Here is a 14028-nt window from a genome sequence, read left to right on the forward strand (position 1 = left end):
GGCCACCGGTATCAGGTTCCCGGTGGTCCAGCCTTCATTGTAACGGGTTCTCCGAAGGAATCACCATTACCCTGTGGCCATGGTTTGATTGACCGAATCAGGCGCCAATCATTCGCCGATGGGTATGAATCGACATCAAAACACCAAAGGCTGCCATCAGGGTGACCCCCGACGTACCACCGTAGCTGATCAGGGGCAATGGCACACCAACGATTGGCAAAAGTCCACTTACCATCCCGACATTTACGAAGATGTAGATGAAGAACGTCATGGTGAGCGCACCCGCGAGAAGGCGGCTGAATGAATCCTGGGCTGTCGCGGCAATATACAGGCACCGCAGTATGATCAGGAAATACACCGTCATCAGGATCAGCATGCCCACGAACCCGAACTCTTCAGCCAGCACTGCGACGATGAAGTCGGTATGACTCTCTGGCAGAAACTCCAGGTGCGACTGGGTTCCCTGAAGCCAGCCCTTGCCATCCACGCCACCGGAACCGATGGCGGTCTTGGACTGGATGATGTTCCAGCCGGCGCCAAGGGGGTCACTCTGAGGGTCCAGAAGCGTCAACACACGCTGTTTCTGGTATTCCCTCATGACGAAGAACCACATCAGCGGGGCCGAAACGGACACCATGGCCACGAACGCCGTGATCAGTTTCCAGCTGATGCCCGCAAAAAACACCACGAAGATACCGGCCATGCCGACCAGCAGCGAGGTCCCCAGGTCCGGCTGCTGCATGATCATGACCATGGGCACCAGAACGATCGCCAGCCCGACGGTTACATGCCGGAATCTGGGCGGCAGGAAATGCCTGGACAGATACCAGGCCGCCATCATGGGAACCACCAGCTTCATCAATTCCGATGGCTGGAAACGCGGAAGTCCCGGAATAGCCAGCCATCGTTGCGCACCCTTGGCACCAACGCCCACCAGCAGAACCGCAATCAGGGCCACAATACCGGCGCCGTAGAGCCACGGCGCCCAACGGCGAAACACCGAGGGATCCAGCTGGGCAAATACCAGCATCACGACAAACGCCACGCCCAGCCGGATGCCCTGGGCCTTGACGACCTCAAGGTTCCGGTCGGCACCGCTGTAGAGTACGAACAGCCCGCCGGAAACCAGCAGGAGTAACAGCAGCAACAGGATTGGATCCAGATGCAGCGCTGTCCAGATGCTCCGGTGCCGGCCAAGAGGGTTGCTTGCGGTTGAATCCAGTAACGCCTTGAACGCCATCAGTCAGCCACCTCGCCGACACCACTGACCAATGCGCTATCCCCCTGGCCATAATCCAGCAACCAGGAGTCAAACAGCGCCCGCGCGACCGGTGCCGCGGTGCCACTGCCGCTGCCGCCGTTCTCGACAATAACGGCGACGGCAATTTTCGGGTTATCTACCGGCGCAAAACCCACGAAAAGCGCATGATCCCGAAGCCGCTCGCGGATTTCTTCCTCATCGTATTCTTCATCCTCGGCCAGACTGAAGACCTGGGCAGTTCCTGTCTTGCCTGCCATCTTGTAGGGGGCACCACGACCAGCACCCCGGGCAGTGCCCTTCGCTCCGTGCATGACTTCAACCATGGTTTCCACCACATACTCCCAGTCGTCCGGGTTCTTCAACTTGAGCGGCTCGTGGGTTTCGGCGGGTAGGAACTCCTCGACCGGGCGATCCCCCTTGATATCTTTCAGTAACCTCGGCTCGACCCACTCGCCTCGATTGGCGATTAGGGCGGTCGCTGTCGCCAGTTGCAACGGTGTTGCCAACATGAAGCCCTGGCCGATACCCAGGTTCACGGAATCTCCCGGATACCAGGGTTCATTGCGCACTGCCCTTTTCCAGTCTCTGGAAGGAAGCAAGCCGCTCAGGGCCCCGGAGACATCAAGCGTCGCGTCTTCCCCGAAGCCAAAATGAGACAGGTAGCTGTGCATGGTATCCACGCCCATTTCGACCGCCGCCTCGTAGAAGTAGACGTCACAGGATTCGGCCACAGCGTCCTTGAGATCAACCCAGCCGTGCCCCGTCCGCTTCCAGTCGCGCCAGACCCGGCCACCCTGATTCAGTCGGAAATGCCCCGGATCCCAGATGGTGTAATCCCGGGTGGTCGCGCCACTGTCGAGGGCGGCGACCGCAAGCATGGGCTTGAGGGTTGAGCCTGGCGGGTACTGACCGCGCAAGGCACGATTAAACAGGGGCTTGTCTTTGCTGTCGCTCAATTCCCGATAATCGTTGACGCTGATACCGGTGACGAATTTGTTGGCATCAAACCCCGGCACGCTGGCCAGCGCGAGAATGCCGCCGGTATCCGGTTCTATGGCAATGATGGCGCCCCGACGACCATCAAGAAGCTCGTGGGCACGCTGTTGCAGCCTGAGATCCAGATGCAGCTGCAGATCCTCCCCGGGAACCGGGTTCTCACGTTCCAGAACCCTGAGAGTCCGGCCCCGGGCATTGGTTTCGACATGCTGGTAACCGACCTGGCCGTGGAGGATTTCCTCGTAGAACCGCTCAATGCCCGACTTGCCGATGTAGTTGGTGCCTGCGTAGTTGACCGGATCGATCCTTTGCAACTCATCCCGATTGATACGTCCGACAAACCCCAGGGCATGGGCCGTCAGCTCACTGTGGGGGTAATACCGTACCAGCTCAGCCTTGACCTCGACGCCCGGAAGCTCGTGGCGATGCACGGCGAGGCGCGCCATCTCCTGCTCATTAAGGTCATAGCGAAGGGGGATTTCCTGGAAGGGTCGGCGGGGCTCCTGAAGCCGACGCTGAAACCGTTCGCGGTCTTCCTCGGAGATCTCCAGGATCGCGTCAAGCTGCGCCAGGGTATCGTCCATGCCCTGCACCCGCTCGGGCACAAGCGTTACACTGAAAACGGGGCGGTTCTCCGCCAGCAGGGTGTTATTGCGGTCGTATACCAGCCCCCGGGGAGGAGGCACCGACTGGACCTGGACGCGATTCTTGTCTGAGAGCGTGGTGTATATCTCATGCTCCACGACCTGAAGCTGGTACATCCGGGCAATCAGGCCGCCGATAGCGAGCATGACAATTACCAGCATGACCAGGGTCCGCCGTTGGAACAGCCGGCGTTCCGCTGCCGTATCCTTGAACTCACCCCATGGCATAACGTCCCCCTAGGCCCGGTGATACGGGTGATTGCGGGTGATCGACCAGGCCCGGTAGAGCTGTTCTGCAAGAACAATACGCACCAGGGGATGAGGCAGGGTCAGGGGCGACAACGACCATTGCTGGTCGGCCCGTTTGCGGCAATCGTCGGCGAGGCCATCCGGGCCGCCCACCAGAAAGCTGACGTCCCGGCCATCCTGTTGCCAGTTCTCCAGCTGCGCCGCAAGCTTTTCGGTCGACCACGGCCGCCCACCAACCTCCAGCGCGATGACCCGGTCCTTCGCGCCGGTGGCCGCCAGAATGGCGTCGCTTTCTCGCTGCATCAGCCTGGGGATATCGGGATTCTTGCCCCGGTGGGCGACGGGGATTTCAACCAGTTCCACGGGTAGCTCCGGCGGCATGCGGCGGGCGTAATCTCCGAATCCGGTACTGACCCAGTCGGGCATTTTCTGCCCCACACAGATCAGGCGTAACCGCATGATTATTCGCTGCCCGCAACACCAAGATCCGGAGCATCACGCCAGAAGCGCTCCAGATCGTAAAATTCTCGTGTGGCAGGCATCATGACGTGAACAACCACATCGCCCAGATCCACGAGAATCCAGTCGCTGACGCCGGCACCTTCAACATTGCTCGCGCGCACGCCCTTCTCCTTCGCTTCGACCACGACGGAGTCTGCCAGGGATTTTACATGTCGGTTGGACGTTCCGGATGCCAGAACCATGAAGTCGGTGACACTGGTGCGGTCACGGACATCGATTACGCTGATGTCCTGTGCTTTCACATCTTCAAGCGCATTAATTACCAGATCTTTCAGTTGCTCTGCCTGCATAATCACCCTGTTGGACGGGCGTTTGCCGGTATGGCCGCCCGAAATGTCATATTCAGACGCGATTGTAGCACTAAAAGTTCCCGTCAGGGCATGCTCCATAGAGCCCCTGGCGGCGAATTTCTGTCCAGACCGAGTCAGGCACCAGATAGCGTGGCGAACGGCCGTCACCGATACGCTCCCGAATACCGGTCGCGGAAACATCCAGCAAGGGTGGATCCAGCTCGAGAACGCAGCCGCAGGGGCTGTCATGCAGGGCCTCCGGGCTTTCCACACCACGCTCTGCCAGTAATCGGGCCGGTTCGGAGGATGGGTCCAATGCCGGGCCCGGCCGACGGACCACAACCACATGCGCCAGACCCGGAATCTGCTGCCATTCCCGCCAGCGATCGAAGCCAGCAAATGCGTCCGTGCCAACCACCATCACCAGGGGTTCATCCGGGCCAAGCTCGGCCCGGAGTTGGCGAAGGGTATCGGCGGTGTAGGACGCTCCTTCCCGTGAGAGCTCACGGTCGTCAATCCGCAACTGGGGCTCACCGGCCACTGCCAGCCTCAACAACTCCAGGCGCTGACTGGAAGACGCCCCGGTTTGCCCCCGGTGCGGCGGAATATGACAGGGCACCAGGCTGACGTAATCCACGCCAAGACGATCGCTGATTTCCAGCGCAAGCCTGAGATGGCCATGATGCACCGGGTCGAAGGTCCCCCCATAAATGACATGCATGGGCATCAGGTCCGGATGTGCCCGTCACCGAAGACCACGTATTTCTGGGATGTGAGGCCTTCCAGCCCCACCGGTCCCCGGGCGTGGATCTTGTCAGTGGAGATGCCGATTTCGGCCCCCAGACCATACTCGAACCCATCGGCGAAGCGCGTGGAGGCATTGACCATCACCGAACTGGAATCCACCTCCGTGATGAAGCGCCGTGCCCGCGTGTAGTTCTCAGTAATGATGCTGTCGGTATGCTGGGAGCTGTAGCGGTTGATATGGGCAATGGCGCCTTCCAGGCCGTCAACCACACGCACTGCCAGGACCGGAGCAAGATATTCGGCTTCCCAGTCTGCCTCGGTAGCTTCTACCACGCCTTCGACGATGGCCCGTGTCCGCTCGCAGCCCCGCAATTCCACGCCTTTTTCAACAAAAGCCTGGGCCAGCAGAGGCAGGATATCCTCGGCGATTTCTGCATCCACCAATAGGGTTTCCATGGTGTTGCAGGTTCCGTACCGGTGGGTTTTGGCGTTGATCGCCACCTTCAGCGCCTTTTCCGGATCGGCATGGCTATCGATGTAGACATGGCAGACGCCATCAAGGTGTTTGATAACAGGCACCCGGGCATCGCGGCTGATGCGCTCGATCAGCCCCTTGCCGCCCCTGGGCACAATCACATCAACGTAGTCCGGCATGGTGATCAACTCTCCGACCGCAGCGCGGTCCGTTGTCTTGATCACCTGCACCGCATTCTCGGGCAGTCCCGCTTTCGCGAGCCCCACGGAAAGACAGCGGGCAATGGCCTGGTTGGAATGAATGGACTCTGAGCCGCCCCGGAGAATGGTCGCATTGCCCGACTTGAGGCACAGACTCGCAGCCTCGACCGTCACGTTGGGACGGGACTCGTAAATAATACCGATGACGCCCAGCGGAACACGCATCTTGCCCACCTGGATACCGGAGGGCCGGTAGTTCATGTCGGTGATGGCACCGATCGGGTCTGGCAGGGAGGCCACCTGGCGCAGGCCCTCAATCATGGTATCGATTCGCTGGGGTGTCAGCTCCAGCCGGTCAAGCATCGCCGCATCCAGGCCATTTTCCCGGCCCATCTGCAGATCCTTGCCATTGGCGAGGGCCAGCTCTTCCCGGGCTGCATCCAGGGCCTCGGCCGTCGCCAGGAGCGCCTGATTACGCACGGCGGTGGTCGAACGAGCCACTCCGGTTGCCGCTGCACGGGCCTGCTGCCCAACCTCAGCCATGTACGCTGCAATATCCATTCAAATACCTTTCTGTTTTCAAGCGGAATCAGGAATCAGGGCCTAACTTTACCTTTCCCGTTTCAAGTACGCATCCCAAACAGATATTATACCGCTGCGATATGCCATACTCGGACCTATAAAGGTTCCCCGGGGACGGTTTTTCAAGGGAGTTCGGGAAAAGGAAGGACACCATGGCCCAGATGGCCGAAAAATTCCTGTTGAGCAAGTTGTCGCGAGCGGGCTTCGTGGCCCTGATCGCCATTGCGACCCTTTGCGCCGTGCTGGGCGAACCCATGGTTGCCGCAGCCGCGGCTGCCGCGGCAGGTATTGTCATTGCCGGAAAGACGTTCCACCCCAACCGGGTCCACCAGCCCTGGCCGAGAATCCAGCAGGCTTTCTTTGTCGTGCTTCTGCTGATACTGCTGGCCAGTTTCTGGACCGGCCCATGGATCCTGAGCCACTGGCTTTACGCGCTGCCTCTGGTTGCTTTCGCCCTGGTTCCGCCAGCGGCCGCAGCCGTGGTAACACTGATCATCGCTGTACTGGCAATGATCGCGACACAATGGGCGGTAGGCCTTGCCGACCGCCACCAGATGATCAGCGCCTTTCTTCTTACCCTGCTGCTTTCGGCGTTGCTGGTCTTCCTGCGGGACTACAAGACCCGTCAACTCGCGCCGTTGCGCCGTACCGACGAGCTGACCCAGGCAGCCAGCCGGGAATACCTGTCTGCCGACCTGCACAAGGAAATCCAGCGCAGTGAGCGGGAGGGCACCGATATGTCGATTATCATGATCGGGCTGGACACCCATTTGAGCGATGACGAACCGGATGAGGACATCCGCTCGATTCTTCCCCGCATTGGTCGCTACCTGCATTCCCAGATCCGTGATTTCGACACCTACTACCGGGTCGCGGACCTGCAGTTTCTGGTGATCCTGCCGGGCATTTCCACCAGCGACGCGATCGCCCGCGCCGAGACGATCCGCAAGGGCCTGGCAACGCTTCTGGAATCCCACGGTATGAACCTGACCGTCAGCACCGGTATCGCCGGCCTGAATATCGGTGACGATGCCAACAGTCTGCAGCAGAGTGCCGCGAATGCCCTGCGCCGGGCCCAGCAGCAGGGAGGCAACCGAAGCCAGGCCTACAGTTCATGGTCGCAGCCGGCACAACCAAACCAGCCTCGGGCAGAGGGGCCAGTGGCATGACAGAGACCCGACTGAGAACCTGGACACATGCCTTTGGCTACGGCATCGCCTGCCTGTTCATTTTCACCCTGGCGATGCAGAACCTCCGCTATGGTTTCTACGAACTCTTTTACCTGGCCTCAGGGATGGCTGTTCTGACCCTCGCGGGTGCCGTTTACACCATCATTTGCCGCCGGCACCAGCTGTCGGCCCCCGGGCACCTGGTCATCCTCTCCGGCCTGAACAGTGGCATGCTGGCAGCGCTGCTGACCATGGATGCCCCTGGCATCAGCCACTGGGCCATGCCCCTGCTGGTGCTGAATCTGCTTATCCTGCCCCTGCGTCAGGGCGTCGGGCTATCGCTCCTGCTGCTGGTACCCATGTCGATCATCCTGTTCCTCGAAAAGGCACCGGCTGACGCCATTGCCATCACGGGGGGCCTGTTCATCCTTCTGGCGGTTGCAGCCCTGTACATCTGGCACTATGACCACATGGCCCAGTCGGCAGAGGACCTCGCCATTACCGATCCGGTGACTGGCGCCCATAATGCCCGCTTTCTGGATGAAACCCTTCAGAAAGAGATCAGCCGTGCCATCGCCACGGGGCACTGCCTGTCCGTCATCGACCTGAGCATTGATTACGCCGACGAAGTGGCCGACCTTCACGGCAGGGACCAGGTTCAGGGCCTGTTCAGGGATATGACCGAGCACCTCTTCGGCGTGATTCGGGCCGGCGATACCCTGTACACACTGAAAGACTCGGAGTTTTTCCTGATCCTGCCGTTTACTCCGGAAGAAGGCGTGCGAGTGATTGCCGAGCGGATTCGCCGCACCATTGCCGAACACCACTGGCCGGTGGTTGGCAAAGCCACAGTAAGCCTCGGCTGCACCACCCGCGGCAGTGGCGACACCCGTACCGACACACTCAGGGACCGGGCCCACCAGGCCATGGAAGAAGCTCGCAGACGCGGTACGGATTCGGTCTGGTTCAGCCCGGGAGAAACCATCGAAACATGAGCAGTGCCTGGCTGAACGATCTGTCGGCATGGCTCAGCCTGCATCCCGGCTGGCTGGCAACAGCCCTGTTTACGACTGCCTTCATCGAATCACTCGCTATAGCCGGCATTATTGTCCCGGGTGTCGCCATCCTGTTTGCCGTCGCCGTATTGGCGGGGGAGACCGGCATGCCGCTTGCGGAAGCACTGCTTTGGGCGGGCCTTGGGGCCATCGCCGGCGACACGGCAAGTTTTGGCCTGGGGCGACTGCTGCAGGGGCGCCTGACAACCGCCTGGCCACTGAGCCGCTATCCAAAAATCATCGGTACCGGGGAGCGCTTCTTCAAGCGTCACGGCGGCAAGAGTGTGATCATCGGCCGCTTCGTCGGCCCGGTCAGACCGATCATCCCGCTCGTGGCCGGGGCCCTGATGATGTCCTGGCGACGCTTTCTGGCTTTCAACATCGGCTCCGCTGTTGCCTGGGCGCCAGTCTACATCTTCCCGGGGTTTCTGGTGGGCAGTGCCCTGGCCAGTGATATCAGGCCTCCGGCGCATTTTTACGCGGTCATCGGCATCAGCCTCGCGGCCCTGACGGTGGTCTATTTCGTGCTGCTGAGGTTTCAGCTGGGACTTGGGGAGGACAGCCGTTTCTACCGCTGGCTGAAGCAGTGGATGGCGCAATACGAGGCTACGAACCGTTTCTGGCGCTTGTACACGAATCAACGACCGGCCCGGGAGGGCGAATTCCCGCTGGCCTCATTCATGCTGGCACTGGGTGCCTCCGCACTACTTCTGATCTGGGGGCAGTTGGCTACCGCCACCAGCCTCCTGGATGGGTTCGATCAGGCCACCCTTCTCTGGTTTGAGCAACTCCGGCAACCTCTGTTGGACGGTCCCTTCATTGCCATTACCCTGCTGGGTGACGCGCCGGTGTTAATGACCGCCGGTGTGCTCGCCTGCGCGGCACTGCTATTCCGGGGCTATTACGCCGCGGCCATCCATGTTATGACGGCTATCGCAGTGACGGTGGTTCTGGTCTGGGGCCTGAAGGCGCTGCTGGGCGTGCCCCGGCCGGATGAAGTCATGGGCCCGCCGAATTCCGGCGCTTTTCCCAGTGGTCACACGGCGGGCATTACCCTGATGGTGACGCTGCTGGCAAGTTTCGTCGCCGGCGAAAGCAGGCATCGGAGACGTTGGCAATACTACGTGCTGCTCTCGCTGCCACTGGTGCCCGTGGCTTTGAGCCGGCTCTACCTTGGGGTGCACTGGTTCACCGATGTGATTGGAGGACTACTGCTTGCCCTGGCCGTTACCGGTGCAGTGCGGGCCAGTTACAGCCGCTATGACAAGGTTCCGTTGGCGCCCGATATCACCATCGTTGGTGCAGCGGTGGTGTGGTTAATCCTTACGGGAGCCTACATCCTGCTGTCCTGGGATCAGGCGGTTCTGAACTTCAGGCCGGTTGCTGGCACCTAACCTTCTTCCAGCGCCTCCAGGAGCCCCTGAAGCCGGGTGAGCCGCTCCAGAGGGTCCTGCAATTCCACCAGCTTCTGTTTCTCCTGCTTGTCCAGTGGCAGAAGTTCGGTGAGCCGCCAGCCAACATCCCGGGCATCACCATAGTCAATGTCCATGTTCAGGTCCCGGATGACCGGATGACGAAACAACGCCTTCAGAACCGAGGGCAACTCGCTGAAACGCTCCGGCACCTCACTCTCTGCCTCTTCAATCAGGCACTCGACGTCTCCCACATTCAGGCCGTCTTCCTGCTGCCAGCTGCGGACCACGGAGACCTTGGATTCGCCTTCAACGGTAATCCCCAGAAGGCCGTTTTCCAGCTGCTGGAAATCAATAATACGTACATAAGTGCCGATATCGTAGAAGGCGGCGGTGCGCCCGGCCTCTCCGCCTTCCTGCAACAGCACCACAACGAACCCACGATCCTCCTTGAGACAACGGGTCAGCATGTCGATGTAGCGCGGCTCGAACAGCTGCAAGGGAATCCTCCCCCTGGGCAGGACGATGGAATTCAGGGGGAACAAAGGTACATTCATAAGTGCAACAGTCACCGGAAAGCAGACTCCACAGTTTACACAGCCCGGACAATCACCGGATGGACAGCAATTGCTGAACTTCGTCGACCCGGGCCCTGGCCTCCGTCAGAAGCTGCAAACTGCGAGAAGCATTGAGTTCAAGCTCGCCCAGACGCCGATACGCCGGCACCTGGTCGAACGGGGGAAGCTCGGCATTCTGGCTGGAACCGATCATCGAATGCAATTGCGCCACGATAACCACATCCACCAATTGGGGTGATGTCTCTCGGCATTCATAGCCCCAGTCCTCGGCATGACGGACCGCCTCAACGAACGCCGGCGGGAACGACCAGTTCTCCAGAACCGCCGTACCCACATCCGCCCTGAGTTCGCGGATTGCATGGCTGAGGTTGGCCTCATCGGCAAAGAGATTCACATGATGTTCCGCCTGGACCAGGATCGGTACCACGCCGATATCATGGAGCAGTCCCGCCAGCAACGCCTCCTCCGGATTCAATTTGGTGGCGTGATCCGCCAGCACCCAGCAAAGGGCAGCCACTTCACGAGAGTGACGCCAAAGCTTTTCCATCTCTTTCTGAAGCGACGCCTGACGGGTCTTGAACACCTCACGCATGGAAAACACCGTCACCAGCTGGCGGGTGGTGCGCATGCCCAAACGGACCACTGCTTCCCGGACATTCCGGACATCACTGAATCCGCGATAAAGCGGGCTATTACAGGCGCGAACGAGCTTGGCCGCCATCGCCGGGTCGGCCGATACGGCAAGAGCCACCTGATCCGCCGTCGACTCCTCTCTATCTACCGCCCGCCGGACCTTCCAGGCCACATCCGGCACACTGGGAAGCTTCACCTGGTTCGATCTCAGCTCCGACAGGAATTCCATCAGCAGGTGATGTTCCTCGCTCTCGAGCCCTCCATTGCCTTCACCTGAATCCATCTCAACCTGTTCGACAGGCGCCGAACGCAGCAACTGGTTAAGGATGTCCTGTTCGACGACCAGGAATTCCGAGGGTTTGACGGCTGTAACGTCGTACATTCGTGGCTGGAGTCTGGCAATCGGGTTCTGGGCTTTCTCGGTTTCGGCTTCGATGATCGTTTTTCGGCCATCCACGGACTCAAGCTCAATCTTTCCTGCCACCAGGAAAAAATCGAGACCGTCACGGACACCGCGTTCCAGCACCCTCTGCCCGGGCCCATGGGTACGACGCTCGGCCCGGCTGGCAAGCAAAACCAACTGGTCATCGGTCAGCCGGTTCAAGGGCTGAAACTCTTTAAGGCGACGAAGCGGCAGGCTTTCCTGGCCGGCCATAGGCATACTCCTTGTCGGATCAAACCGGAAAATAAGTTGGCAACTGTGTTAACTATTGTAAACAGAGGCTCTGAAAACAACCATGCGCCTGGAGTCTAATCTGGTATCCTCTGTTTTTTTGATCAACGTCATCAGGTAACAACAGAGAGAAAAGAACCCCATGCCCCAGTATCGTTCGCGGACATCCACCGCAGGCCGCAACATGGCCGGCGCCCGTGCCCTCTGGCGCGCCACCGGCATGAAAGACGGCGACTTCGGCAAACCGATCATCGCGGTTGCCAACTCTTTCACCCAGTTCGTGCCCGGCCACGTGCACCTTAAGGACCTCGGGCAACTGGTGTGCCGCGAAATCGAGTCCGCCGGCGGTGTTGCCAAGGAATTCAACACCATCGCGGTCGATGATGGCATCGCCATGGGCCATGACGGCATGCTTTACTCCCTGCCATCCCGGGAGATCATCGCCGACTCCGTAGAGTACATGGTCAATGCCCACTGTGCCGATGCGCTTGTGTGTATTTCCAACTGCGACAAGATCACCCCGGGCATGCTGATGGCTGCCATGCGCCTCAACATCCCCACGATCTTCGTCTCTGGCGGCCCCATGGAAGCAGGCAAGACCAAACTGTCGGAGCACAAGCTCGACCTGGTGGACGCCATGGTCATTGCTGCAGATCCCAACGCCTCCGACGAACAGGTGGAAGAGTATGAGCGCAGCGCCTGTCCGACCTGTGGCTCCTGTTCCGGCATGTTCACCGCCAACTCCATGAACTGCCTCACCGAGGCCATCGGTCTGGCGCTGCCGGGCAACGGTTCGCTCCTGGCAACGCACGCCGACCGGGAGCAGCTGTTCCTCAAAGCCGGTCGACAGATTGTGGAGAATGCGCGGCGCTATTACGAGGAGGATGACGCCAGCGTACTGCCGTTGAGCATTGCTTCAATGGCGGCTTTCGAAAACGCCATGGTCATGGACATCGCCATGGGCGGCTCAACCAACACCATCCTCCATTTGCTGGCGGCAGCCCAGGAAGGCGGTGTCCCGTTCACCCTGAACGAGATCGACCAACTGTCACGTCGTGTACCGCAACTTTGCAAAGTGGCTCCGAACTCACCCAAATATCACATGGAAGATGTGCACCGGGCCGGCGGTATCATGGGCATTCTCGGCGAGCTGGAACGGGGCGGCCTGATCAACACCGACCTTCCCACCGTGCACAGCAAGACCATGCGAGAAGCGCTCGAGACCTGGGATATCATGAGGTCGCCGCCCACCGAAGTGGTCGAGTTCTACAAGGCCGGCCCTGCCGGCATTCCCACGCAGACCGCCTTCTCCCAGAGCACCCGCTGGCCAACCCTGGACGGTGACCGGGAAACCGGCTGCATCCGCTCGGTTGAGAACGCCTACAGTTCCGAAGGCGGCCTGGCCGTACTCTATGGCAATATTGCCCTTGACGGCTGCGTGGTCAAGACTGCGGGCGTAGACGAGAGCATCTTCGTGTTCGAAGGCAAGGCAAGGGTATTCGAGAGCCAGGATTCCGCCGTTGCCGGAATTCTCTCCGACGAGGTCAAGCCGGGCGAGGTTGTCATCATCCGTTACGAAGGGCCCCGTGGCGGACCGGGCATGCAGGAAATGCTGTATCCGACCAGCTACCTGAAATCCAAGGGACTCGGCAAAGACTGCGCGCTACTGACGGACGGACGTTTCTCTGGCGGCACTTCCGGCCTGTCCATCGGCCACGCGTCGCCGGAAGCGGCCGCCGGCGGAGCCATTGGCCTGATCGAAAATGGCGACACAATCCGCATCGACATTCCGAACCGGAGCATCAACGTGGAGCTGGATCAGCCCGAACTGGATCGTCGCCGGGAAGCCAGGGACGCCAAGGGCTGGAAACCGGAACTGCCACGGGACCGCAAGGTGTCTGCAGCCCTGAAAGCCTATGCGCTACTGGCCACGAGCGCCGATAAGGGCGCCGTTAGGGATCTCGAAAAGCTCGACTGAGCACTGAGATCCTGAACCAACAAAAAAGCCCGGCGGGACATCTCGCCGGGCTTTTTTGTTCAGGAAACTCCGATTACCAGAGCGACCAGCCGCCATCTTCCTCTTCTTCAATGGCGTCATCCTGCTCAGGCTCCGGGGCCGAGGTTTCTGCCGCGGAAGAAGCCGACTCCTGAGCCGGCGCGCTGCTGGCTGCGGCGGACTGTGACGGTGCCGAAGCGGCAACCTGAACCGATATCATACCCAAGGCTTCCTTGGTCGGATCGTCCAGATTTCCCGTGGCCTGAAGACCATTATCCTGCTGGAACCGGGTTAGCGCGGACCGGGTTGAGTCATCCATCTGCGGGCTGACATTGGTAATGTCGTATCCTGCTCCGTAGAGCGCGTTCTTGAGTGCAACGATCTCATCCGCGAAGGCTGCAGGGGCAAAGCCCAGTGTGACCGCCAATCCGGCCGCTGCGGCCAGGCGTCCCAATCGGGTTGTTGCGTTTCTCATGGTACTCACCTGCTAACTCCTGATATCTCATCGATATCCGTTTCTTTCTTGTTGTGTGGTGCCTATCTCCA

13 protein-coding genes are annotated in these 14028 nt (G+C 60.1%); 4 read left to right on the top strand and 9 right to left on the bottom strand.

Annotated features, from left to right (window positions below; all coding sequences use genetic code 11):
• Positions 1-97 precede the first annotated feature (97 nt).
• The 6 genes from rodA to AC13E3_RS18335 all read right to left on the bottom strand — a co-directional run bounded on the left by rodA (position 98) and on the right by AC13E3_RS18335 (position 5945).
• Entirely contained in the window at positions 98-1240 is a 1143-nt protein-coding gene (gene rodA / locus AC13E3_RS18310; protein ID WP_008176427.1) for a rod shape-determining protein RodA, read from the bottom strand.
• Complete coding sequence (gene mrdA / locus AC13E3_RS18315) at positions 1240-3129, bottom strand: penicillin-binding protein 2 (RefSeq protein WP_008176429.1); 1890 nt, start codon at positions 3127-3129, stop codon at positions 1240-1242. Before mrdA ends, rodA begins: the two co-directional genes overlap by 1 nt.
• Before the next feature lie 9 nt (positions 3130-3138).
• A complete protein-coding gene (gene rlmH, locus AC13E3_RS18320) occupies positions 3139-3609 on the bottom strand; it encodes a 23S rRNA (pseudouridine(1915)-N(3))-methyltransferase RlmH (RefSeq protein ID WP_008176432.1) in 471 nt (156 codons plus the stop codon).
• 2 nt (positions 3610-3611) lie between these two features.
• Entirely contained in the window at positions 3612-3962 is a 351-nt protein-coding gene (rsfS, locus tag AC13E3_RS18325; RefSeq protein WP_008176434.1) for a ribosome silencing factor, read from the bottom strand.
• A gap of 70 nt (positions 3963-4032) precedes the next feature.
• The gene (gene nadD, locus AC13E3_RS18330; protein ID WP_014576127.1) at positions 4033-4683 is read right to left on the bottom strand and encodes a nicotinate-nucleotide adenylyltransferase; all 651 of its coding nucleotides are present in this window, start codon (positions 4681-4683) and stop codon (positions 4033-4035) included.
• Between the two features lie 5 nt (positions 4684-4688).
• Positions 4689-5945 (bottom strand): glutamate-5-semialdehyde dehydrogenase, encoded by a 1257-nt coding sequence (locus AC13E3_RS18335; RefSeq protein ID WP_053114577.1) that lies wholly within the window; start codon positions 5943-5945, stop codon positions 4689-4691.
• A gap of 173 nt (positions 5946-6118) precedes the next feature.
• On the opposite strand from AC13E3_RS18335, the gene AC13E3_RS18340 reads away from it, so the two are divergent.
• Genes AC13E3_RS18340 through AC13E3_RS18350 form a run of 3 tightly spaced genes read left to right on the top strand, consistent with a single transcriptional unit; the run spans position 6119 to position 9584 of the window.
• Positions 6119-7135 carry a GGDEF domain-containing protein gene (locus tag AC13E3_RS18340; RefSeq protein WP_482902330.1) on the top strand — a complete coding sequence of 339 codons (1017 nt, stop codon included), beginning with the start codon at positions 6119-6121 and terminating at the stop codon, positions 7133-7135.
• On the top strand, positions 7132-8130 hold the full coding sequence (locus AC13E3_RS18345) for a GGDEF domain-containing protein (protein WP_008176443.1): 999 nt from the start codon (positions 7132-7134) through the stop codon (positions 8128-8130). The genes AC13E3_RS18340 and AC13E3_RS18345 overlap by 4 nt, the downstream gene beginning before the upstream one ends.
• On the top strand, positions 8127-9584 hold the full coding sequence (locus tag AC13E3_RS18350) for a bifunctional DedA family/phosphatase PAP2 family protein (RefSeq protein ID WP_008176445.1): 1458 nt from the start codon (positions 8127-8129) through the stop codon (positions 9582-9584). The genes AC13E3_RS18345 and AC13E3_RS18350 overlap by 4 nt, the downstream gene beginning before the upstream one ends.
• On the opposite strand, the gene AC13E3_RS18355 is transcribed toward AC13E3_RS18350, so the two are convergent.
• Together AC13E3_RS18355 and AC13E3_RS18360 are read right to left on the bottom strand one after the other, a co-directional pair.
• Positions 9581-10159 carry an LON peptidase substrate-binding domain-containing protein gene (locus AC13E3_RS18355; RefSeq protein WP_039882136.1) on the bottom strand — a complete coding sequence of 193 codons (579 nt, stop codon included), beginning with the start codon at positions 10157-10159 and terminating at the stop codon, positions 9581-9583. The genes AC13E3_RS18350 and AC13E3_RS18355 overlap by 4 nt on opposite strands.
• Positions 10160-10211: 52 nt before the next feature.
• Entirely contained in the window at positions 10212-11468 is a 1257-nt protein-coding gene (locus AC13E3_RS18360) for an HDOD domain-containing protein (RefSeq protein WP_008176449.1), read from the bottom strand.
• 160 nt (positions 11469-11628) lie between these two features.
• Here AC13E3_RS18360 and ilvD point away from each other — a divergent pair, with 160 nt between their 5' ends.
• Positions 11629-13464: a dihydroxy-acid dehydratase gene (ilvD, locus tag AC13E3_RS18365; RefSeq protein ID WP_008176452.1), complete on the top strand. Its 1836-nt coding sequence runs from the start codon at positions 11629-11631 to the stop codon at positions 13462-13464.
• Positions 13465-13537: 73 nt separating this feature from the next.
• Here ilvD and AC13E3_RS18370 read toward each other — a convergent pair whose 3' ends face one another.
• Entirely contained in the window at positions 13538-13957 is a 420-nt protein-coding gene (locus AC13E3_RS18370) for a peptidoglycan-binding domain-containing protein (protein WP_008176454.1), read from the bottom strand.
• Between the last annotated feature and the right edge of the window lie 71 nt (positions 13958-14028).

It is taken from the genome of Marinobacter sp. L-80, assembly GCF_056859395.1.

Coding starts and splice junctions, on each gene's coding strand:
- rodA (WP_008176427.1), bottom strand. CDS start 1,240: ATGGCGTTCAAGGCGTTACTGGATTCAACCGCAAGCAACCCTCTTGGC.
- mrdA (WP_008176429.1), bottom strand. CDS start 3,129: ATGCCATGGGGTGAGTTCAAGGATACGGCAGCGGAACGCCGGCTGTTC.
- rlmH (WP_008176432.1), bottom strand. CDS start 3,609: ATGCGGTTACGCCTGATCTGTGTGGGGCAGAAAATGCCCGACTGGGTC.
- rsfS (WP_008176434.1), bottom strand. CDS start 3,962: ATGCAGGCAGAGCAACTGAAAGATCTGGTAATTAATGCGCTTGAAGAT.
- nadD (WP_014576127.1), bottom strand. CDS start 4,683: ATGCATGTCATTTATGGGGGGACCTTCGACCCGGTGCATCATGGCCAT.
- AC13E3_RS18335 (WP_053114577.1), bottom strand. CDS start 5,945: ATGGATATTGCAGCGTACATGGCTGAGGTTGGGCAGCAGGCCCGTGCA.
- AC13E3_RS18340 (WP_482902330.1), top strand. CDS start 6,119: ATGGCCCAGATGGCCGAAAAATTCCTGTTGAGCAAGTTGTCGCGAGCG.
- AC13E3_RS18345 (WP_008176443.1), top strand. CDS start 7,132: ATGACAGAGACCCGACTGAGAACCTGGACACATGCCTTTGGCTACGGC.
- AC13E3_RS18350 (WP_008176445.1), top strand. CDS start 8,127: ATGAGCAGTGCCTGGCTGAACGATCTGTCGGCATGGCTCAGCCTGCAT.
- AC13E3_RS18355 (WP_039882136.1), bottom strand. CDS start 10,159: ATGAATGTACCTTTGTTCCCCCTGAATTCCATCGTCCTGCCCAGGGGG.
- AC13E3_RS18360 (WP_008176449.1), bottom strand. CDS start 11,468: ATGGCCGGCCAGGAAAGCCTGCCGCTTCGTCGCCTTAAAGAGTTTCAG.
- ilvD (WP_008176452.1), top strand. CDS start 11,629: ATGCCCCAGTATCGTTCGCGGACATCCACCGCAGGCCGCAACATGGCC.
- AC13E3_RS18370 (WP_008176454.1), bottom strand. CDS start 13,957: ATGAGAAACGCAACAACCCGATTGGGACGCCTGGCCGCAGCGGCCGGA.